Source organism: Gordonia oryzae (assembly GCF_003797185.1).
Taxonomy (GTDB): Bacteria; Actinomycetota; Actinomycetes; order Mycobacteriales; family Mycobacteriaceae; genus Gordonia; species Gordonia oryzae.
In genome coordinates this window covers 24,483-45,933 of the sequence record NZ_RKMH01000014.1, presented here as the reverse complement: position 1 = coordinate 45,933, position 21,451 = coordinate 24,483, and the positions used below count along the sequence as shown (strand labels likewise).

The 21,451-nt window shown below is 67.3% G+C and carries 17 protein-coding genes; 9 read left to right on the top strand and 8 right to left on the bottom strand.

The genetic code is table 11. The features are described 5' to 3' along the window. Positions 1-13 precede the first annotated feature (13 nt). Genes recC through recD form a run of 3 tightly spaced genes read left to right on the top strand, consistent with a single transcriptional unit; the run spans position 14 to position 8,960 of the window. Complete coding sequence (recC, locus tag EF294_RS17030; RefSeq protein WP_123932169.1) at positions 14-3,445, top strand: exodeoxyribonuclease V subunit gamma; 3,432 nt, start codon at positions 14-16, stop codon at positions 3,443-3,445. After that, a complete protein-coding gene (locus EF294_RS17025; RefSeq protein ID WP_123932168.1) occupies positions 3,442-6,918 on the top strand; it encodes a UvrD-helicase domain-containing protein in 3,477 nt (1,158 codons plus the stop codon). Before recC ends, EF294_RS17025 begins: the two co-directional genes overlap by 4 nt. After that, positions 6,915-8,960 carry an exodeoxyribonuclease V subunit alpha gene (gene recD, locus EF294_RS17020; protein ID WP_123932167.1) on the top strand — a complete coding sequence of 682 codons (2,046 nt, stop codon included), beginning with the start codon at positions 6,915-6,917 and terminating at the stop codon, positions 8,958-8,960. The genes EF294_RS17025 and recD overlap by 4 nt, the downstream gene beginning before the upstream one ends. 50 nt (positions 8,961-9,010) lie before the next feature. Here recD and EF294_RS17015 read toward each other — a convergent pair whose 3' ends face one another. Then, complete coding sequence (locus tag EF294_RS17015) at positions 9,011-9,763, bottom strand: PIG-L family deacetylase (RefSeq protein WP_123932166.1); 753 nt, start codon at positions 9,761-9,763, stop codon at positions 9,011-9,013. A gap of 160 nt (positions 9,764-9,923) precedes the next feature. On the opposite strand from EF294_RS17015, the gene htpG reads away from it, so the two are divergent. Then, entirely contained in the window at positions 9,924-11,984 is a 2,061-nt protein-coding gene (htpG, locus tag EF294_RS17010; RefSeq protein ID WP_185091133.1) for a molecular chaperone HtpG, read from the top strand. Next, entirely contained in the window at positions 11,977-13,008 is a 1,032-nt protein-coding gene (locus EF294_RS17005) for a hypothetical protein (protein WP_123932164.1), read from the top strand. Before htpG ends, EF294_RS17005 begins: the two co-directional genes overlap by 8 nt. Before the next feature lie 23 nt (positions 13,009-13,031). On the opposite strand, the gene EF294_RS17000 is transcribed toward EF294_RS17005, so the two are convergent. Continuing rightward, entirely contained in the window at positions 13,032-13,574 is a 543-nt protein-coding gene (locus EF294_RS17000) for a hypothetical protein (RefSeq protein ID WP_123932163.1), read from the bottom strand. 134 nt (positions 13,575-13,708) lie between these two features. On the opposite strand from EF294_RS17000, the gene EF294_RS16995 reads away from it, so the two are divergent. After that, positions 13,709-14,182, top strand: coding sequence for a nitroreductase/quinone reductase family protein (locus EF294_RS16995; protein WP_123932162.1), 474 nt, complete (start codon positions 13,709-13,711; stop codon positions 14,180-14,182). 28 nt (positions 14,183-14,210) lie between these two features. On the opposite strand, the gene EF294_RS16990 is transcribed toward EF294_RS16995, so the two are convergent. Then, entirely contained in the window at positions 14,211-15,038 is an 828-nt protein-coding gene (locus EF294_RS16990) for a crotonase/enoyl-CoA hydratase family protein (RefSeq protein ID WP_123932161.1), read from the bottom strand. A gap of 97 nt (positions 15,039-15,135) precedes the next feature. On the opposite strand from EF294_RS16990, the gene EF294_RS21540 reads away from it, so the two are divergent. The 3 genes from EF294_RS21540 to EF294_RS22585 all read left to right on the top strand — a co-directional run bounded on the left by EF294_RS21540 (position 15,136) and on the right by EF294_RS22585 (position 16,668). Continuing rightward, the gene (locus tag EF294_RS21540; RefSeq protein WP_185091132.1) at positions 15,136-15,291 is read left to right on the top strand and encodes a hypothetical protein; all 156 of its coding nucleotides are present in this window, start codon (positions 15,136-15,138) and stop codon (positions 15,289-15,291) included. 296 nt (positions 15,292-15,587) lie between these two features. Continuing rightward, entirely contained in the window at positions 15,588-16,139 is a 552-nt protein-coding gene (locus EF294_RS16980) for a dihydrofolate reductase family protein (protein ID WP_123932160.1), read from the top strand. A 169-nt stretch (positions 16,140-16,308) separates the two neighbouring features. Then, positions 16,309-16,668, top strand: a complete 360-nt coding sequence (locus EF294_RS22585; RefSeq protein WP_342774362.1) for a TetR/AcrR family transcriptional regulator — start codon at positions 16,309-16,311, stop codon at positions 16,666-16,668. On the opposite strand, the gene EF294_RS16965 is transcribed toward EF294_RS22585, so the two are convergent. The 5 genes from EF294_RS16965 to EF294_RS16945 all read right to left on the bottom strand — a co-directional run bounded on the left by EF294_RS16965 (position 16,657) and on the right by EF294_RS16945 (position 21,322). Then, the gene (locus EF294_RS16965; RefSeq protein ID WP_123932158.1) at positions 16,657-17,355 is read right to left on the bottom strand and encodes a YoaK family protein; all 699 of its coding nucleotides are present in this window, start codon (positions 17,353-17,355) and stop codon (positions 16,657-16,659) included. The two genes, EF294_RS22585 and EF294_RS16965, sit on opposite strands and share 12 nt — an antisense overlap. Positions 17,356-17,382: 27 nt before the next feature. Continuing rightward, a complete protein-coding gene (gene upp, locus EF294_RS16960) occupies positions 17,383-18,012 on the bottom strand; it encodes a uracil phosphoribosyltransferase (protein ID WP_123932157.1) in 630 nt (209 codons plus the stop codon). Positions 18,013-18,057: 45 nt separating this feature from the next. Next, positions 18,058-19,305, bottom strand: a complete 1,248-nt coding sequence (locus tag EF294_RS16955; protein ID WP_246007925.1) for a URC4/urg3 family protein — start codon at positions 19,303-19,305, stop codon at positions 18,058-18,060. Next, on the bottom strand, positions 19,302-20,594 hold the full coding sequence (locus tag EF294_RS16950) for a GTP cyclohydrolase II (protein WP_123932156.1): 1,293 nt from the start codon (positions 20,592-20,594) through the stop codon (positions 19,302-19,304). The genes EF294_RS16955 and EF294_RS16950 overlap by 4 nt, the downstream gene beginning before the upstream one ends. Before the next feature lie 134 nt (positions 20,595-20,728). Continuing rightward, complete coding sequence (locus EF294_RS16945) at positions 20,729-21,322, bottom strand: class I SAM-dependent methyltransferase (protein WP_123932155.1); 594 nt, start codon at positions 21,320-21,322, stop codon at positions 20,729-20,731. Positions 21,323-21,451 lie beyond the last annotated feature (129 nt).

Below are 21,451 nucleotides of genomic sequence, written 5' to 3'. Positions count from 1 at the left end.
GGAGCGAGGCGATATGCTGCGATTACACCGCGCCGAGCGCACCGACGTCTTGGCCGACGCGCTGGCCGACGTACTGGTCAGCGGTGTTCCCGACCCCATGACGAGTGAGATCGTGGCCGTGCCCGCACGAGGAATCGAGCGGTGGTTGTCGCAGCGGCTGGCGACCCGTTTGGGATCGACGGCCACGCTCGGTGACGGAGTCGCCGCCAATATCGGGTTCTGCTCACCGGGCGAGCTGACCGACGCCGTGATCGACGCCCTCGACACCGACGCGCAGACCGCGAAGGCCTGGCGCGCCGATGCGCTGGTTTGGCCGGTGCTCGCGGTTCTCGACGACCTCGTCGACGACCCGCAGATGGCGATGCTGGCCCGGCACATCGGCTCGGCATCCACTGCGGCGGCCGTCGGCGCCGGCACGAACACCACCGAGGTGGACGGACCCGACCCGGCCCGGCTGGGTCGCCGGTACGCCACTGCACGTCACATCGCCGACCTCTTCGAGCGCTACGCGCGCCAGCGGCCGGGAATGCTCGCCGACTGGGCTGCCGGTGGGCAGCGCGACGGTGCCGGTGCGGCTCTGCCCGACGACATGGCGTGGCAGCCCCGGTTCTGGCTTGCCGTCCGCGAACGCATCGGGGCCGCGCACCCGGTGGAGCGACTCGATGCAGTGTGCGAAGCCGTGCGCGCCGACCCCGACGCTGTGGACCTCCCGCCGCGGTTGTCGGTATTCGGGCCGACCCGTATCACCCAGACGTTCCGGCAGGTGGCCTCGGCGCTCGGTGTCCACCGCGATGTGCACCTGTTCGTGCCGCACCCCGGTCCCGCATTGTGGCGTGCGGTGGCCACGACGGCGGCACCCGCTGATTCCCGGCGCACGGCGTGGCGTTCACCGTCGTTGCGAAATCCGTTGCTGGCGGGGCTGTCCCACGATGTGCAGGAATTACAGCTGTCCATCGCCGGGCACCTCGACACCGAGATGTACCACCGGACGGGTGACCGACCGCCGGCGACGGTGCTGCAGATGGTGCAGGCCGGCATCCGCGATGATTCCGATCCACGCGCGGACCGTGGCACATGTACCGCGGACGACTCGATCGAGATCCACGCCTGTCATGGCCCCGAACGGCAGGTCGAGGCGCTGCGGGACCGGCTTCTGCATCTGTTCGACGCCGACCCGACCCTGCAACCGCGCGACGTAATCGTAATGTGCCCGGACGTCGAGACGTTCGCGCCGTTGATCCGCGGCGGCTTCGGCCAGAGCGGTCTGGACCACCCGGCCGCCGCGTTGCGGGTCCGCCTCGCCGATCGCGGTCTGCGTCACCTCAATCCGGTCCTCGACGTGGTGGCCACCGTCGTCGAACTGGCCGTCGGTCGCATCACCGCGAGCCAGGTCACCGACCTGTTGACGCGTGATCCGGTGAGCCGTCGTTTCGCGATGAGTGACGACGACCTGGACTGGGTACGAGAATGGCTCTCGTGCAGCGGAATCCGGTGGGGAATCGATGAGACGCAACGAAAGCGGTTCGGCCTCTCGGGTTTCGGTCAGGGAACCTTCTCCGCCGGACTCGACCGGGTGGCGCTCGGCGTCGTCGCCGAGGAGGACGACGGTGAATGGCTCGGTGCCGCACTGCCACTGGAGGGAGTGGAGAGCACCCAGATCGACCTGGCGGGACGGCTGATCGAATTCGTCGACCGACTGGGCGCGCTCGTGGTGCGCCTGTCGGGGTCCGCGGCGGCGGCGGACTGGGCCGAGAGCCTGATCGCAGTCGTCGATGAGTTGACCGAGACCGCGCCCGGTGACGAATGGCAGACGGCGCAGGCGCACCGATCCATCACCGAGGCACTCGCATGTGAGTCCGAGGCGCTCGCATCTGCTGGTGGGCGTCTGTTGCGGCTCTCCGATGTGCGCGATCTCGTCGCGATGATGATCGCCGGGCGCCCGACGCGGGCCAACTTCCGCACGGGTGAATTGACGGTGTGCACGCTGGTGCCGATGCGCTCGGTACCGCACCGGGTCATCGTGCTGCTCGGCATCGACGCCGATGCCTTCCCGAGGGCGTTGCGCGTTGACGGTGACGACATCCTGGGTCGGGTTCCGCTGGTCGGTGAACGCAACCCCCGCGCCGAGGATCGCCAGTTGTTCCTCGACGCGCTGACCGCCGCGCAGGAACACTTCCTGGTCTTCTACACCGGCGCCGACCCGGTCTCGGGCAGTCGGGTGCCGCCGGCGGTGGTCGTCAGCGAACTCGCCGACACGGTTGCCACCCTCTGCGATATCCGGGCTGCCGAGGTGATCCGCCGGCACACCCTGCACGGCTTCGATGCCCGCAACTTCGAGTCCGGTGGCGTCGGTGGTGTGCCGGGTCCGTTCAGTTTCGATCGGGGACTGCTCGCCGGAGCACGTGCCTTACGGGGTGGGAAGCAGCCGGTACGGCCGATCGCCGGTGCCGACCTTGGGACCGCCGCCCCCGACACCGATTCCGACGTCGAATTGACTTCGCTCGTCTCATTTTTCGCCAATCCCATCGAGGGGTTCGTCCGACAGCGTCTCGGTGCCCGGATGCCTGATGAGGAGCACGACGATTCCGACCGACTCGAGGTCAGGGTTGCGGGTCTCGAGGAGTGGGCGATCGGTGACCGGCTGCTGGCACGTATGCTCGCCGGCGCCGATCTCCGGGACTGCCAGATGGCCGAGATGCGTCGTGGCACCCTGCCGCCCGCCGAATTCGGGCGACGCGAACTGATCCGCATCTCACGTCAGGTCGGTGCGGTGTACGACGCGGCAGTCGGTCTGCGGGACTCAGATGCCCTCACTCGTGACTTCGTGCTCGACCTCCCGGACGGCACCCGGGTGCATGGTAGCGTCGGCGATGTCTTCGGTACTGGCATCGTCGCCGCGACCTACTCGAAAGTGCGAGCCAAACACCGACTTTCGGCTTGGATTCGGCTCGTCACGCTCGCTGCGGCGCAACGATGCGGCGTGGTCGACGGTCCGATGATCGACTCGACGACGATGATCGGCCGCGCCGATCGCAAGGCACCGGGGGTCTCCGTGGTCCGCCTGGCCAGCCCTGACGATCCGCTAGCCTTGCTCGCCGAGCTCGTTGCGATCCGTCGGCTCGGTCTGCACACCGTAGTGCCGCTACCGCTGGATCCCGGTGCCGCCTATGGCATCACACGCGCGAGCGGGAGTTCGGAGAGGATCGCGCTGAATGCCGCGGCCACCGCGTTCGCCGGCAAGTTCGGCGCGCATACCGACCCTTATCTGCGGTTGGTGTACGGCGCCGACGTCACCGCGCCCGTCCAGTTCGACACGTTGACCGCGGTCTGCGCCGCCGATACCGCACCCTGGGCGCAGGTCGGCCTGGTGTCGGGTGAGCCGGTCTTCACCACGCTCGCGCGCCGGCTGTGGGGACCCGTCGTCGAACACGAGGTGATCAGATGACCTTCCCCGCAGCAGGTGTCGCCCACGGCCGGCTCGACGCCCCTCGTCCCTTCCGGCTCGACGAGCCCCTCGCCGAGCTGACCACCGTGCTCGAGGCCAGCGCGGGAACCGGGAAGACCTACGCGATCGTCGGGATCGCGGCCCGGCATATCGTCGAGGGAGTGCCGATCGACAAGCTGCTGCTGGTCACCTTCAGCAGATCGGCGACCGCCGAACTCCGCGAACGGATGCGTGAACGCCTCACCGGTCTGCTCACCGCGATCGACGCCCGAGCCGGCGAGCCGGACCCCGGCGCCGATTCCGCGCAGACGCCCGACGCCGACCCGGATGAACTGCTGACGCTGATGCTCACCGGTGGCGCCGAGACGATTGCGCTGCGCCGGGATCGACTCGCGCGCGCCCTGTCGGACTTCGACGCGTCGACCATTGCCACCACCCACACCTTCTGCAACCGCATGCTCGAGGCGCTCGGGTTCCTCGGTGAACGCGAATTGGTCTACGAGATCGTGGAGGACGTCGACGATCTCGTCGAGGAGACTGCCCAGGATCTGTACTTGCGCGGTTTCGGGCGAGACCCCGACGATCCTGTGTTCAGCTTCGACGATGCGGTGACCATCGCCAAGGAGGCCGTGCGCAATCCGGCCGTCGACCTCGTCCCGGCCGGTGTCGCCGACGCCGAGGGCGCACCGCGGGCCGACCGTGCCGCGACCCGTCGCGTCAACTTCTGTCACCGCGTGCGCGAGATCGTCGAGCGCCGCAAACGCGAGTGCCGGTTGCGGACCTACGACGATCTGCAGATGATCTTGTATCGCATCGTGATCGACGAGAAAATCGGCGCCGACGCGTGTGCGCGTATCCGCGACACTTTCGAGTTGATCCTCGTCGACGAGTTCCAGGACACCGACCCGCTTCAATGGGAGATCCTGCGCCGGTGCTTTCACGGTCAGCGGCGTCTGGTGCTCGTCGGCGACCCCAAACAATCCATCTATGCCTTCCGCGGCGCGGAGATCCTCAGTTACCTCGACGCGGTGCGGGTGGCGGGGCAGCGCCTGGCCCTCGACACCAATTGGCGCTCTGACGAGAATCTCGTCGAGGCGTTATTCAGGATCTACGGCGGCGCCAATCTCGGAAACGACCAGATCACGGTGCACCAGGTGAGTGCCCACCGCCCGGGCAGCCGGCTCACCTCGTCGGAGACCGGCCCCGTTGCCCGAACGCCAGTGCCATCGCTGCGCGTGCGCTGGTTTCGCCACGACGATTTTCCGGTCCTCATGCGCAACAGCGCATTCGCCTCGGTCAACGATGTCCGGGAGGCGGTTATCGCCGATGTCGCCGCCGATGTCGCGTCGCTGCTCGCGTCGGGCATGCGGCTCACCACCGACTCCGGAGTCCGTGACGTGCTCCCAGGTGACATCGCGATATTGGTGTCGGCCAACCGCACCATCGAGCCGTTGCAAAACGCGCTGGGCGCCTACGGTATCGGGTCGGTGGTGGGGACCGGTACGAGTGTGTTTGCCACCATGAGTGCCCGGCACTGGTTGTGGGTGCTCAGGGCGATCGAATCGCCCGCACGTCACGATCGGGTGGCGCTGGCTGCCCTGACACCGCTCATCGGCTGGAGCCCTGAGCGGCTGGCCGGTGCCGGCGACGCCGAGCTGACCGAGTTGGCGGCCGGGTTGGCGGATTTGGCACGGACTTTCGACGACAGCGGTTTCGCCGCAATGGCTCAGCGGATTCTCGGCGACCACGGTGTGGCCGGTCGTGTGCTCGCCGGCGCCGACGGCGAGCGGATGCTCACCGATCTACTGCAGGTCTCGACGGTGTGCAATCGCCATGTGGTGGAGGAGGGCTGCGGGCTCTCGAGTCTGGTGGAGTGGCTGGCCGATCGCATCGCCGATGAATCATTGTGGCGGCGTTCGGAGGAGCAGACCCGCCGGCTCGACCGCGATACCCAGGTCGTGCAGATCATGACGGTGCACGCCAGTAAGGGGCTGCAGTTCCCGATCGTCTACGTGCCGTTCGGCTGGGACGCTGCCCGCAACTCCTCGCCGAAGACCTTCCGTTACCACGACGACAATGGTGACCGGCACCTCGACGTCGGCGGTCTGGACACCACCGGGCGTCCCGAACGCCTGCGTCGCAGCATCTCCGAGGATGCTGGGGAGGACCTGCGCAAGCTGTACGTGGCGCTGACCCGCGCCGGGTCGCAGGTGGTTGCCTGGTGGGCACCGTCGCGCGGTACCAGCCACTCGGCGCTGCATCGTCTCATCTTCGGACACCCGCCCGGCTATATGAAGCCGGGAACCACCGTCGCGGAGTCGGTGCGGGTGCCCGATCCCGACGAATGCGAGGCCCGGCTCGTTCAGCTCGGTGCAGGTACCGACACCATCAGTGTCGAATCCGCCGGCGGCCTCGACCCCGGGCGGTGGGTGTCCGACACCGCCGAGCGGTCGCCGAACGAGCTCTCCGCGGCGGTGTTCGGCGGTCGGATCGACAGCGGGTGGCGGCGTACGTCGTATTCGGCGATCATCGCCGCCGCCGGACACGCGTCATTCGGTTCTGGCGACACCGACCGCGGCAACGAACCCGAACCGGAGGCGCAGTCGGTGGTCGACGAGCCCGTCGAGGTGGTTGAGGAGGCACTGCCGATCGTTGTTACCGACACGCGGGCCGGAACTCCGTCACCGATGAATGGCATGCCGTTCGGTGCGACCTTCGGCACCCTTGTGCACGAGACCCTCGAGTACGTCGACACCTCCGCGCCCGATCGGCGAGTTCATGTGCGCGAACTGTGCGAGCGATCAGCATCTCGATATGGGATGCCGGTGAATGTCGACGCATTGACCTCCGCCCTCGACAAGGTACTCACCACGCCACTCGGATTCGGTGACCTCTGGAGTATCGGCCCGCGAGATCGGTTGGCCGAGATGGATTTCGAGATGCCGCTGGGGACGACCGAGATGGCCGGGGGTGCCCCGGCCGGCGCGGGCGCACCACTGGCCGCCATCGCCGATCTGATGAGTGACCTGCTGCCATCGGACGATCTTCTGCGACCGTATGTGCCCATCCTCGCGGCGCTGCCCGCCCAGCGTCTGCGTGGATTCCTCACCGGCAGCATCGATTCGGTGCTGCGAATCCCCGACGGGCGCTTCGTCGTGGTGGACTACAAGACCAATCGCCTGCACCCGGGGGAGTTGATGGTCGAGGACTTCTCGGCCGAGGCGATGGCCGCGGAGATGATCCGCTCCCACTATCCATTGCAGGCATTGCTGTATTCGGTTGCGCTGCATCGCTATTTGCGCTGGAGGCTGCCCGGGTACGTGGCCGCGGCGCATCTCGGTCCGGTGCAATACCACTTCGTCCGCGGGATGGCCGGACCGGCGACACCGCCGGGGTGCGGTGTCTTCGAGTGGTCGGTACCCGCGGAGCTGATCACGACCCTCTCGGACCTGCTGGCGGGAGCGCCACGGTGACGCCGCCCACACCGGACACCCTCGCCCCGGTCGATGATCTCACCGGCCCGGGCGCTCGCGTCGATGACGGCAGGCGGGTACACGGGGCCCGCGGGCTGCTCGGTGATGCCAACGCCGTCGGAATCCTCGACGCCGCCGACGTGCACGTAGCGACCCGACTGGTCCGCATGTGCGGTGAACCGGTGTCCGAGATTGCCGAGTTCGCCGCAGCGCTGGCTGTGCGTGCGGTGCGTCTGGGCTCGACCTGTCTGGCGGTCCGCGACCTGTCCGACATCGCCGCGCGACCAGAACCCGACTCCGCGCCCGCAGTGGGCGGTGCCGTCGGAGCGGACGGGCGGGCGGTGATGCCGGCACTGCCGTCCGCCGACGAGCTTGTCGACGGGCTGCGCGCGAGTCCGCTGGTCGTCGGCGCCGCAGGCGGCCCTTTGCGCCCGCTGGTCGTCGCCGACACTGTCGACGGGCCATTGATCTACCTGCGCAAGTATTTTCAGCAGGAGCAAGTGATCCGCACCGTCCTCACCGAACGGGCCGCGTCGAGGCCTGTCGTCTCCGCAGAGCGGGTCAGCGGTGCCCTCGACGAGGTCTTCGGCGCGGGCGCCGGCCTGGTACCGCGACAGCGGCTGGCTGCCGCCGTCGCCGCCTCGCGGTGGACCTCGGTGCTCACCGGAGGTCCGGGTACCGGCAAGACCTACACCGTTGCGCGCATCCTCGCCGTGCTCGATCGGCTCGCCTCGGCACGACTGCACATCGCGGTGTGCGCTCCCACCGGCCGGGCAGTCGCCCAGCTACAGGCCTCACTCGACGGAATGAGCCGCGGGCTCGGCCCCGACTCTTCGGTCACGGGCGACTCGGCAGGCAGCCCACCGGTACACGCGGTGACCGTTCACGGATTGTTGGGCTGGCGACCCGGTTCGCGGCCGCGCTATGGGCGGGGTAACCGGTTGCCGCACGACGTCGTGATCGTCGACGAGACCTCCATGCTGTCGGTCACCGCGATGAGTCACCTCCTCGAGGCGGTACGCCCCGATGCGCGCCTGATACTGGTGGGCGATCCCCATCAGCTCGCGTCGGTGGAAGCAGGTGCGGTGCTCGCCGACCTCGTCGAGCGGCACTCCAGCGGCGCAACACACCCCGCTAGCGCAGACCACCCCAGCGGCGCAGACCACCCCAGCGGCGCAGACCACGACAGTGGGACCGCACTCGATGCCGAGATCCTGGCCTTGGTCGACGAGTCGCGGATCACCGCATCCGAACGTCCGCGTGTGGCCGATGGCATCGTCGAACTGACCCGCAACTTCCGCAACCGCGACGGCATCGCCACGGTCGCCGCAGCAGTCAATGACGGTGACGGCGATCGCGTGCTCGATCTCATCGGCTCCGGCCAGCTGGCCGACATCACGCTCGTCGAGCCTGACGATCCCGCGATCCACCGAGACGTCCTCGCCTGGGTCACCGAGCTGTGGTCGGCGGCCCGCGTTGGCGATGCGCCGACCGCGTTGCAGGTTCTCGATTCACACCGGGTGTTGTGTGCCCACCGTGCGGGACGGTGGGGTGTGCAGGGGTGGACGCGCCAGATCGTCGACTGGTGCGGTGAGATCGCCGGGCACTCGCCCGTGACCATCGAGCTCGCGGCGCCACAGCCCGGGATGCCGATTCTGGTGACCGCCAACGATCGGCAGAATCGGGTGTTCAACGGGGACTGCGGCGTGGTGATCGCGCAGGCCGGCGATCCGTCGCCGACCGTTGCCTTCCGGCGCAGCGAATTCAGCGATCCAATGTTCGTACCGCCGGCGCGGCTGGCCGAGACGATGTGGGCCTACGCCATGACCATCCATCGCAGTCAGGGCAGCCAATTCGATGCGGTGACCGTCGTTCTGCCACCGCCGGATTCTCCGCTGCTCACCCGGGAACTGCTCTACACCGCCATCACTCGTGCCAAGTCGCGGGTTCGGATCGTCGGAACCCCGCAGACCCTACGGGCGGCGGTCGGTCGACGCGTGCACCGCGCGAGCGGATTGCGCTCCTCCCCGGCGGGTCAATGATGGTGGAGTCGGCGGTTGACTGCGCGGACAACGGGGTGGCAGCACATTTCTCACAGATCGACGCCGCCGCGCACCAGGTCGCGGCGGATATAGCACTCGGTGCCGAAGAGCCGGTCACGTCGTTCGCGCGGCAGGTTCATCAGGCTCGAGATCATCTGACTGCGTTCCACTTCCGAGCGATGTGAGGCGACCGCCGCGGCCTTCTTCTTGACCCACGCCGACACGTCGAGTTCGAGGTCGATGCCCGAGGATGGCGTACCCGGCAGGGCGTACCGGGAGATCGTCGGGAAGAAGTCGTCGACGACGTCCTCGATCATCCAGTCGGCGATGGTGGCCATGTAGACCGAACGGATGCGCCAGGCCGGTCCGGTACTCCGATGGAGCATGGAAGCGCCCGCGGCATCGGCGGCCGCGAGTGCCAGCCGGTGCGCGTGCACATGATCGCGGTGCCCGTAGATGCCGACCGGATCGTAGGTGAGCAGGATCTCCGGACGCAGACGGCGGATGTGGCCGACCAGAATTCGCACTTGCTTGTCAAAGCTGACGTCGCAGAATCTTCTCGCGCCGGGCGCTGACACGGGGACCCCGTCGTCGGCGAATCCCAGCATGATCGGCTCGCGTGTCACCCCGAGCTCGGTGAGGGCGTTGCACAGTTCACCGTGTCGCGACGTGCCCGTCGCCCAGGTCGCGGTCACCACCGACACGTCGCCGCCGAGTTCGACGTGACGGGCGATGGTGCCGCCGGTCCATAGTGATTCGTCGTCGGGGTGGGCGTGCACGAGCATCATCCGCGGGACCGTCATCTACCGTCGTCACCTCCTCCGGGTCGGCGACCGGGCGCCGTCGATCGTGCGAGACCCTGTTCAGGGTACTGCGTTCACGGCTCGCTAAAATCCGACGTTGTCCCGGCGCGGCGCACGCCCGGTCGGGGATAGGTGATCCAAGAGCATGTGGAGGTCGTCGATGAGTACTGCATCAGAAGTCAGAGAATTTCAGGCCGAGACCCGGCAGCTGCTGGACCTGATGGTCCACTCGATCTACTCCAACAAGGACAGCTTCCTGCGGGAGTTGGTCTCGAACGCCTCGGACGCGCTCGACAAGCTGCGGCTGGAGTCGTTGCTGAACAAGGATCTCGACGTTGACACGTCGGATCTGCACATCACGCTTGAGACCGTGACGCCCGCCGATGACGAGTCGGGTCCGCGGTCGCTGACCGTGCGCGACAACGGCATCGGCATGTCGCGCGATGAGGTGGTCGATCTGATCGGCACCCTCGCCAAGTCCGGTACCGCGGAGTTGCGCAAACAGCTCGCCGAAGCCCAGAGGTCCGGGTCCGACTCCGCTGCGACCGATGAGCTGATCGGCCAGTTCGGAATCGGCTTCTATTCCACGTTCATGGTCGCCGACACCGTCACCCTGGTCACCAAGAAGGCGGGAGAGGCAACCGGTACCAGATGGGAGTCGACCGGGGACGGCACCTACACCCTCGACGAGGTCGCCGACGCGCCGCAGGGCACCGCCGTCACCTTGACGCTCAAGCCCGTCGACACCGAGAACCACCTGCACGATTACACCGACCAGGCCACCTTGCGCTCGTTGGTCAAGAAGTACTCCGACTTCATCGGCTGGCCGATCCGGATGGATGTGGAGAAGACCACCACCACGCCCGCCGAGGACGAGGGCGGTGAGCCGACCACTGTCACCACCGTCGAGCCCGAGACCATCAACTCGATGAAGGCGCTGTGGGCGCGCTCGCGCGATGAGGTCTCTGACGAGGAATACGAGGAGTTCTACCGGCACGTCTCCCATGCGTGGGACAAGCCTCTGGAGATCATCACGCTCAAGGCCGAGGGCACATTCGAGTACCAGGCTCTGCTCTTCATCCCCACCCAGGCGCCGTTCGACCTGTTCATGCGCGAGCGCAACGTCGGCATCTCCCTCTACGTCAAGCGCGTGTTCATCATGGATGACTGCGAAGAGCTGATGCCCGAGTACCTGAGGTTCGTCAAGGGTGTCGTCGACGCCGCGGACCTGTCGCTCAACGTGTCCCGGGAAATCCTGCAGCAGGACCGGCAGATCCGAGCCATCCGGCGCCGACTCACCAAGAAGGTCATCTCGACGGTCAGCGAGATGCGCAGCTCCCGGCCTGAGGACTACCAGACCTTCTGGTCGAGCTTCGGTCGGGTGTTGAAGGAAGGTCTGGTCAACGACGTCGACAACCGCGATGCCGTCCTCAAGGCGTCGGTGTTCGCCTCCACCCACAGCGACGAGGAACTGACGTCGCTGGCCGACTACGTCGGCCGGATGCCGGAAAAACAAGAGTCGATCTACTACATGACCGGTGAGTCGCGTCAGCAGATCGAGAGCTCCCCGCATCTGGAGGCATTCCGCGCCAAGGGGATTGAGGTGCTGATCCTCGCCGATCCGGTGGACGAGATGTGGGTCGGTGCCGGCCTGGAGTTCGAGGGCAAGCAGTTCCGATCGGTGGCCAAGGGCGCCGTTGATCTCGACGCCATCGATGGGGACCCCGACGCCGACGATGCCGACGACGAGAAGGCCAAGGACTTCGAGGGTTTGCTGACGTGGCTGGGCGAGTCGCTCTCCGATGACATCACCGAGGCGCGGCTGTCCAAACGACTCACGGAATCGGCGGCGTGCCTCGTCGGCGACGACTTCTCGATGTCGCCGCAGTTGGAGAAGCTGTATCGGGCCTCGGGTCAGGAGGTGCCCAAGACCAAGCGGGCACTCGAACTCAACGCAGGGCACCCGTTGGTCGTCGGGCTGAACAAGGCGTTCGGCGCCACCACCGATCACCAAGCGCTCATCGACACTGCCCGACTCGTCTACGGCATGGCGCTGATCGCCGAAGGCGGCGAACTCGACGACCCGGCCGCGTTCGCCCGGCTGCTGGCGGCGACGCTCACCGATTCGCTCGGCGCGCAGGATGAAACCACCGCGGGAGCAGACACCGCGGGGGAGTCGCCGAAGGGTGACGCAGAAGGGGTGACGCAGTCGGGTGAGTGAACCCACCGCCACGTGGCGTCGCCGGCCGGGACCAGGATTCCTCGCCGGCGCCGCCACGTTGGTGGTGATCGTCGTTGCCGTGGCGACGACGCTGGTGTTCACCTTTGGGCGTGAGGATTCCACGCCGTCCACCCCGGCCGAGACGGTCTCTGCCTTTCTGCGCGCGGTCGCCGACGCCGACAGTGCCGCGGCGCTCGCGCTGATGACCGAGCCCCCGTCGCGCGAATTCCTGACGTCCGATGCGTTGGCGCGGGCGCACGCCGTCGCCGCGATCACCGACGTCTCCCTACGCGAGCTCGGTTCGGGTGAAAGTACCAGCGGCTCAACGACTCCGGTCGCGCCGAGGACGCCCGGTTCCCGGACCCCGGCCGGGTCCGTCGATGTCGGTGCCGAGTTCCGTATCGGTGGCCATCCGGTCCGCACGACGTACCGCACGGTGCGCGACGGCCGGCGATGGCTGGTCGACGACGGACTCGCCGCGGTGGACCTGGCGCCGTCGACGATTCCCGGTCTGTCACTGCAGGGTCGGCCGGTCGCCGGGATCGGTACCGCGTACGTCTTTCCGGGCCGTCTTGTCTGGGGTAGCAGCAATCGCTACCTCGCCGTCACCGACTCGACCGACGTCACCGGGGGTGCGGTGGCGCCGACGACGGCCGATCCCGGCGTCACTCTCGGTGACGCCGGCAATGCTGCGGTGGACTCGGCGCTGCACGCCTACCTGGATCGGTGCGCGAGTTCGGCCCAGGCCGACGCCTCGACGGATCGGCCGGGATGCACACAACGCCTGTACCGTTCGGCAGAGGTGTCCTCGGTCCGCTGGCGCGCGCCGAGCAGTCTGCACGACCTGGTCCGGGAACTCGATTCGGCAACCCTCACCTCGGTATCGGTGTTCGGTGGGGTCACCTGGCAGGCGCACTACACCGCGACCTACGGTGGCGATGCGGTCGCGGAGGTGGACCAGCCTATGAACGGTGCGGTCGATCTGGACGCACAACCCGTCCCGACGTACTCATCTGCCGGCTGAGGCGCCGCCCGCAGTGGTCGAGGTCACGACGCCGCGTCGAGTGCACCCGACTCGGCGTCTCCGGGCAATGCGACGACGGCGATGTCGTTGGCACGGAACAGCGGTTGCAGTGGGACTCGTTGGCGTGCAGCACATTCGGTGACCATCGACGCCCACCCGCGGTCTCGCGCCGTTACCCCGTCCGCCCCCGGACGCGCCAGTAGAACCGCGAGGGACAATCCGCTGCTCGCGGCGATCACCTGACCGAGGTGCTCCATCATCGTGTCGAGGAGATGGCGATCCGGGGTGTGCGGCAGCGGTAACTGGTTGATCACGGGAATCATGTGCGTGCCGCGTTCGACAAAGGTCAGCCTCAGGGTCGGCTCGTCGAATCCGAGTGGCCCGATCAGGGCGCGCCACCGTTCGCGGAGTTCGGCGGCATCGTAGAAGGGCAGCTGCGCGACCTCGGTCGGCGGGATCGGATCGGTATCTGCAACGGTGCTGGCGGGTACGGTTCTGTCGGGTACGGGGTCGGCCGCCCCGAAGGCGGGCTGAGAGCATGTGGGACTGCGGTGATCGGATGTCATGGGCAGATCCTGCGCCGACGTGGACCTGTGGTGCGCGCTTGCATCCACACCTGTGAGTCCCGCCCTTGACGTACCGGGGCCCGCCCGGCGGGCCACGCCGGTCTCGAGCGCCGGGCCCGTGCCAGACTGGGCGGATGGGCTTACTCACCCCGCTGGCCGTCCGCATCGGCTCGATTCCTTGGATGCCGCGCTATCTTCCGCAGATTGTCAAGTGTGACAACGTGATACGTGCGGTGACCGGCGAGCGGTACGGACTGCTCGACATTGCCGGATTGCCGAACACGACCGTGGTGGTGGCGGGCAGGCGGAGCGGTAAGGAGCGGCAGACGCGATTGCTCGCGGTCCCGCGTTCCGGCGGCCGCTGGTTGATCGCCGGATCGTATTTCGGCGGCGAGAAGACTCCGCAGTGGGTCTACAACCTGCGCGCCACCGACTCCGCCGAGATCATCGACCGTGGCCGGCGCCGTGCGGTGCGCGTCGCCGAACTCCATGACGATCACCGAGCCGCCGCATGGCAGGAGTTGCGGTCGGTATGGCCCAACTTCGACATCTACCAGAAGCGCACCGATCGACTGATCCCGGTCTTCGAACTCACGCCGACCGACTGAGGCCGGATCGCGCAGGCACGACGGTTCGTCAGGATCCGGAGAACCTGGGCTTGCGCTTCTCGAAGACAGCCGCCACGGCTTCGGTGAGGTCGTTGCTCGGCAGGAACGCCGCGTTCCAGGCCGCCACATAGCGCAGGCTGTCGGCCTGAGACGCGGAGCGGCTGTGATCGAGCACCGCCTTGACGCCCTGGACCACCAGGGGTGGGTTGTCGGCGATCTCGCGGGCGGTCGCTCGAGCGGCCTCGAGTGCCCCCTCCGGGGTGGCGAACACGTCGTTGACGAGCCCGATTTTTTCCGCGCGGGCGGCGTCGATGTCCTTGCCGGTCAATGCGAGCTCGCGCAGGTGCCCCTCGCCGATGATCCCGGGAAGTCGGGCCAGGCTGCCGACGTCGGCGACCATCGCCACACGCACTTCACGCACACTGAACCTCGCCTCGGAGCTGGCATAGCGCACGTCGGCGGCGGTGATGAGGTCTACGCCGCCGCCGATGCACCAGCCCGAAATTGCCGCGATGACCGGTGTCCGACAGTCCGCGACGGCAGTGATCGATGCCTGCATGCGACGGATCGTGTCGTGGAAATCGCTGCGTTCCTTGGCTTTCGCGCCGTCGGCGAGAACCGCGCCGAGGTCACCGGCCATCGCCGCGAGATCGAGCCCGTAGGAGAAGTGCGCACCCGAACCGCGGAGCACGATCGCCCGCACCGCATCGTCGGCGTCGAGTTCGGCGACGAGCACCGGGAGCTCCACCCAGAAATCCGGGCCCATCGCATTGCCCTTGCCGGGGCCGATCAGGCTCACCTCGGCGATGTCGTCGGCGACCGCGACGTCGAAGGCCCTCCACTGTGTGTCACTCATGTCTAGCAGGCTACCGAGACGCTGATCGTGCGACTCACCCGCACGTCTGCCGCGGACCGGTGAGTGCAGCGGACGCGGAGGAGGGAATACTTCACCCATGAGTGGATACCTCAGCGCGGTCATCGACCCCGACGACCTCCGTGAGCGCACCCGCATCGCAGAAGATCTCGCCGATTGCGCACGTACTGGAGCGCCCGGTCGCCGACAGGGTGCCGTGGCTCGCCGCGATCGAGGGCCACAATGCGCCGGCTGACCTCCATACCGAGCCTCAACGCCTTGATCGGACTGCACCAGGAGGTCTCGGGTCGGTGGCTCGCGCTGATCCGGGAAATCGATCGTCGCCACGCGGGGCCGACCCCGTGATCGCCGCCATCTGTGACCGCCGGAATCGTTCCTGCTGTCCGAGATCGCCGCGCATGTGTTGATCTTTGCCGCCCACCGGCGTGTTCTCGTCCGGACGATGATGCGCGATCCGGGGGTCGATGTCTCACCCGATCACCGCGACCCAGACCCGATCATGTGGCACCGCAACCGAACCGGAGGACTCTCGTGAGCACTCGATTCCGCTACTACACCGCGACGACCCTCGACGGGTTTCTCGCCGACGACCACGACGACCTCGGATGGCTGCTGCGTCAGCCCATCGACGAGACCGGCCCCATGAATTACGCCGACTTCATCGGCGATATCGGGGTGGTGGTGATGGGGGCCACGACCTATCGGTGGGTGGTAGACCACGAGGTCGGCGGCGGTAAACCGTGGCCGTACACGACCCCCACATTCGTCTTCACCCACCGTGGCCTCGAGCCGGTCGCGCCGTCGATTCGCTTCGTCTGCGGCCCGCCCGCCGATCGACGGCAGACCCTCCTCGACGCCGCTGCCGGCAAAGACATCTGGGTTGTCGGGGGAGGGGATCTGGCGGCTCAATTCGCGGAGGCCCGCATGCTCGACGAGATCATCGTCAACATTGCGCCGGTCATGCTTGGCAGTGGGCGTCCGCTGTTCACCCGCCCTGCCGATCTCCGGCTGATCGACCACGCCCGCAACGCGGCATTCGTCTGTGCCCGTTACGAAGTGGTCGGGCCTGGCGAAGCCGGGTGAGCGCTGTCGGGAGCGACGCCAGCCCGATGATCAACAGAGAAGACCGCGTGATGATCGGGGCCGACGACGTCACCTCGACGTTCGGGAAGACCTCTGTCCTCGATTCGGTGACCGTGCGCGCCCACGGGTGAGATCGTGGCCATCGTGGGTGGTGGGGCCTTGACCCCGGATGGTGGAGACGGGATCGTGGCGGCTACGCCGTCATCCTCGTTGGCATCTGCCGCGCGGTTCCCAACGCAAGGGTGACCGCGCTGGTGTTCGCCGACATGCCAACCGACCCTGCTGGTCGGCCAGGAGCATGATGTTCGGGGAGCAATCGGGGTTTGCGCTCGGCGGTGCGGCGCGCGATGACCACCGAGCGCGGCGACCGGCGGTGATCGCCTTCCAGATGTTCGGACTTCTCTTGCTGCGCATTGTGATCCAACGGCCCGAGATCGTGGTAGCCGATCGCGGCGAGCGAGTGGCGCAGGTCGGTCCGGTCATCATCGACCATCTGAGGGGCGACTTCACCTGTGCGCTACGGCGTTGATTCGTCGGTCTCGGTGTCGCCGGGGGTGTCGCGCTCGTCCCAGATGAACAGGGCGAGGGTGACGCCCAAGAATGCTGCAGGTATCCAGGCCGCGTGGACCCCGATCAGCTGTGTGGCCAGCGCGCCGACCAGAGCGCCGCCGGCGAAGATCCCGACCACTCCGAGATAGATCGCGAGCGGCCGACGAGATTCCTGGTCGCGATCCACCGCCACGCCGTGTGCTGCCTCGACCAGACGCATCAGGTTCCCGGTGGTGGCGATGGCGACGTAGTTGTGCCCGGCGACGTTCCGGAACATCTCGATGTGCATCGCGGCGACGAAGGCTATCGGGATCGTCACCGAATAGTGCGGGGCGCTCGAGGGGATGAAGCCGACGATGGCCAGGATCGCCGCTTGCAGGGCGACGGTCAACCGGATCGGGTGAGGCAGTACGCGATCGAGCCTGCCCTTGCGGATGTGTACCGCCGCCCCGATCCCGACGAGGAATGCCAGGATCGGCCACACATGCGCAAGCGCATGCATCGGGTGTCGCTGAGCGATCTCGACGGCGAAGAACACCACGTTCCCGGTTTGCGCGGTGGCGAAGGCGCCACCGCGCGCGAGGTAGGTATAGCTGTCGAGAAATCCGCCCGCGCAGGTGACGAGGAAGGCGAATCGTAATGAGGAACTGGTCTGTACCGTCGGCATTGATCGGCTCTCCGACTCTCGTTCGGCTCAGGCGGTCCCGTAGATCCGGTCGCCGGCGTCACCGAGACCTGGCAGGATGTAGCCGTTGGCATCGAGCTCACGATCCACCGATGCGGTGAACACCGGCACATCTGGATGGGTGTCGTGGAGCATGGCCAGCCCCTCGGGGCAGGTCAACAATGCGACGAACCGGATCGAACGCGGCCGATACTCTTTGATCCGGTCCACCGCGGCCACCGCCGAATGTCCGGTGGCCAGCAGTGGGTCGACGATCACGACGTCGCGTTCCTCCAGCTCACGTGGCATCTTGAAGTAATACTCCACGGCAACATGGGTTTTCGGATCACGGTAGAGCCCGATGTGACCGATCCGCGCACCGGGCACCACCGTGAGCATGCCGTCGGCGATCGAGGTTCCGCCACGCAGGATCGACGCGAACACCAGCTTCTTGCCGTCGATCACCCGGCCGGTGGTGACCTCCATCGGCGTCGAGACGGTGATCTCCTGCGTCGGGATGTCGGCGAGTACGTCGTAGGCCATCAGGGTGGCGATTTCGTTGAGCAGCCGGCGGAAGTCGTTGGTGGAAGTGTCGGCTTGGCGCATCAGTGTCAGCTTGTGTTGCACGAGTGGATGATTGATGACGTGCACGGTATTCATCAGTGACCCCTTCTTCGATGGTCGGTGGACGTCTGGGTGACCGGGTCAGAACACCGTGCCATCGCTGAGGATGGTCAACGGTGGCAAGCCGCCCCGCAGCTGAGCCGCATATCGGCGCCCGGCGGCCCAGGTCCCGCCTTCGAGGACGCATGCAAGGGGCAATCCCGGGACACCGAGTTCTGCGGTTACCAGTGGTGCGAGTTCGTCGAGCAGAGCGACGGTCAGTGCGCGCCACTCGACGACGAACTCGTCGCCAACCGACCACACCGACTGTGCGGCATCCGGATTCACCGTGGCCAGGACTCCGGCATCGAGCAAGAGGCCGCCGTTGCGATATTCGGGCAACGCGGTCAGATCCTCGAGCCCGCCGACCTCGACCCCGGCCGCCGCGAAGGGTTCGAGGAGCGAATACGTCAGCCACTGCGACAGCTTGTGGAACGGCATCCATCCGTCGGTCGCGCCGGGGCCGTGGACGTCACGATGGCGCCAGCAGTCGCCCAGCGAGATGTCGTCGATGCGGTTGTCCGAGGGCCATATCGGGGCGAAGAGATCGAGGAGTGCGGTGAGGATGTCGTGCGCCCGGATGTCCCGTGTGCCGCCCCCGACGTGGTCGAACAGGTCGCCCGGCCGTCCGGTTCTGAACACCTCCGGCCGTGCCGCCAGCACATCGGCCAGCCGGGTGAGCACCTGCAGCCGACCGCCGAGACCGACGAGCGGCGTGCTCTCGGTGATGCCGAAAGCTGCCGACAGGCGCGCCGAATCCAGAAGGCGCAGACCTTCGGCGTCAACCCGTAGGGGCCTATCGGGGCTGCCGGAGAAGACGCCGCCGAAGAACGCGTGGACGCTTGCCACCGCGAGTCCCTCGGAGCGGGTGAACCGCTGTCCGGTGCCAGGCTCATCGAAGTACCAGTCGGCTCCGGCGCCCGCGTCGAGTAAAACACTCACCACGGCGAGATCGATGTGGGTGCGGGCACGCTCGGCGGCATCGACGTCGCCGAGTCGCGCGTCGAGTTCCGCGCGCCGATCGATTCCGCCGGCCTCGACGTGGCGCCACCGGCTGTGGAAGGGGATGTCGAGGTCGGGGTAGCGCTCGCGCGTCAGCGTCGATACGAACTCGACCACCGCGCCGATGCGGGAATCATTGACGGTGAAATGGGTGGATCGGCCGGCACGGGCGGAAGCGAGGAGATCACCTGCGCGACGCCGGATCTCGGCGGTCGAACGCAGAGCCGCGGCGGGTCCGGCGAGGGTGTCCACCGACGGTGTCGAGGACCGACCAGCGGGTGAGCTCATCGGTACAGCCCCCGACCCTTCACCTGGCGCAGATCGTCGGTGGTCGGCACCGCACCGCTGGTGAAATAGCCTGCGGCCGTCTTCGCGTCGATCTCCACCCGTGCATCGGCCGGGACGAGTGCGGCCGGGATGTCGACGCGCTCGCCGACCTCGATGCCCGAGCCGGTGATGGCGTCATACTTCATGTTGCTCATCGACACCAGCCGGTCGATACGGGTGATGCCGAGCCAGTGCAGGACGTCGGGCATGAGCTCTTGAAACCGCATGTCTTGAACTCCGGCAACGCATTCGGTTCGAGCGAAGTACTTCTCGGCGGTGTCGCCGCCAACCTGTCGCTTGCGGGCGTTGTAGACCAGGAACTTGGTGACCTCGCCGAGGGCGCGCCCCTCCTTGCGGGAGTAGGCGACCAGACCGACCCCACCGCGCTGGACTCCCTGGATGCATTCCTCGATGGCGTGGGTCAGATACGGACGGCAGGTGCAGATGTCCGAACCGAACACGTCTGAGCCGTTGCACTCGTCGTGCACCCGCGCCGTCAGTTCGACGGCGGGATCGGACAAGCCTTGAGGATCGCCGAAGATGTAGATGGTCTGTCCACCGATCGGCGGCAGGAAGACCTCCAGATCCGGCCGCGTCACCAGCTCCGGGTACATGCCACCGGTCTCCTCGAAGAGAACACGGCGCAATTCGGTGTCGCTGCAGCCGAATCGGTCGGCGATACCCGGCAGCCACCACACGGGTTCGACGGCCGCCTTGGTGACCAGCGCCGCACCGGTGGGCAGCAGGACCTCTCCATCGGGCTGCAGGCGACCCTGCGCGATGGCGTCGATGATCTCGGGCAGGATCACGTGGGCCTTGGTAATCGCGATCGTGGGACGAATATCGTATCCGGCGGCAAGCGGTTGCGGGAATGACTCGGCGATGAGTGCGCCCCAGGGATCGATGCTGACGATCGCGTTGCGATCGGCCCACTGTGGGTGTGGCCCGACGACGTCGGTAGGGGAGGTGTTGGTGAGGTCGGCGCGGTGCTCTCGCGACAACGCGCCGGAGGCGACGGCGAGCGCCCGATAGACGCTGTAGGAGCCGGAGTGCGTCCCGATCGCGTTGCGGTGGGCGCGGTCGGTGGTGGTTGCGATGATCGGCCCCCGCTCCTGGGCAGTCGGCGCACCCCAGGTGATTGCCGGGGCACCGGCACCGCCGCTGTGCGAGGTGAGGCGGATGTGCCCGGGAGTGCGCACCTCCGACGGCCGAGAATTCGCGGGCACGGAACTGTCGGATGCGGCAGGCATCGGCGACTCCTTTCACCTACCCCCGGTAATTCGGTGGTACCGGTGTTCCGGATGCCTCCGTCGGGGAAACCGCCAGCATAGCCACTGCCGAGGGCAGCCGCCGGGCGAGCGGGTGGTGGCATCGGAACCGACTCTCAGCGGTCTGCCGGGCGCGAGTGCACCGATACTGCGTAATTCTCGCCGGCGAACGGACGGCGGTCCCAGGTGGCGAACCTCACGACCGGTTCGAGGCCGGCGGCGTGGGCGTGGATGTCGTAGTCGGACAGTGCAAGACGGTCCGGCCGGAGCTGGAATCCGGCGACCAGCAGCCCGCCGGGCCGTAGCCGTGACGCGCACTGGTGCAGCACCCCGGCCTCGGTGCCGGGCGTGAGGAAGATCATCACGTTCCCGGCCAGGACAACGAGGTCGAACAACTCGTCGAGGTGGGCGTCGAGTGAATTCAGATCGGCTCGGAGCCAACGGATGTCGGCGGCCTTGCGGTGGGCGGTCGCCAGCATCGAGGGGTCGGCGTCGACGCCGACGACCTCGAAACCGCGGCGGCCCAGCTCGATGGCGACCCGCCCCGTGCCACACCCGGCGTCGAGTATGCGGCGACCACCGATCCCGCGTGCGAGATCGGCGACCAGATCGGCTTCGCCGTGGACGTTCTCGCCCGCGGCGGCCAGCGACGACCAGCGATCGTCGTAATCTTCGCCACGCGGCGCCGCCGTGCCATCCCATCGGGTCATGAGCCGAGTGTGTCACGTGAAGCGCCCACGTCACGGCGGCGGGACATGAACCAACACGCCCGTCGGTGAGAAACGTGTTGACTCCGCGCGCCCCGGACGATGACACTGGCGCAGGTGAATCGACGGGAG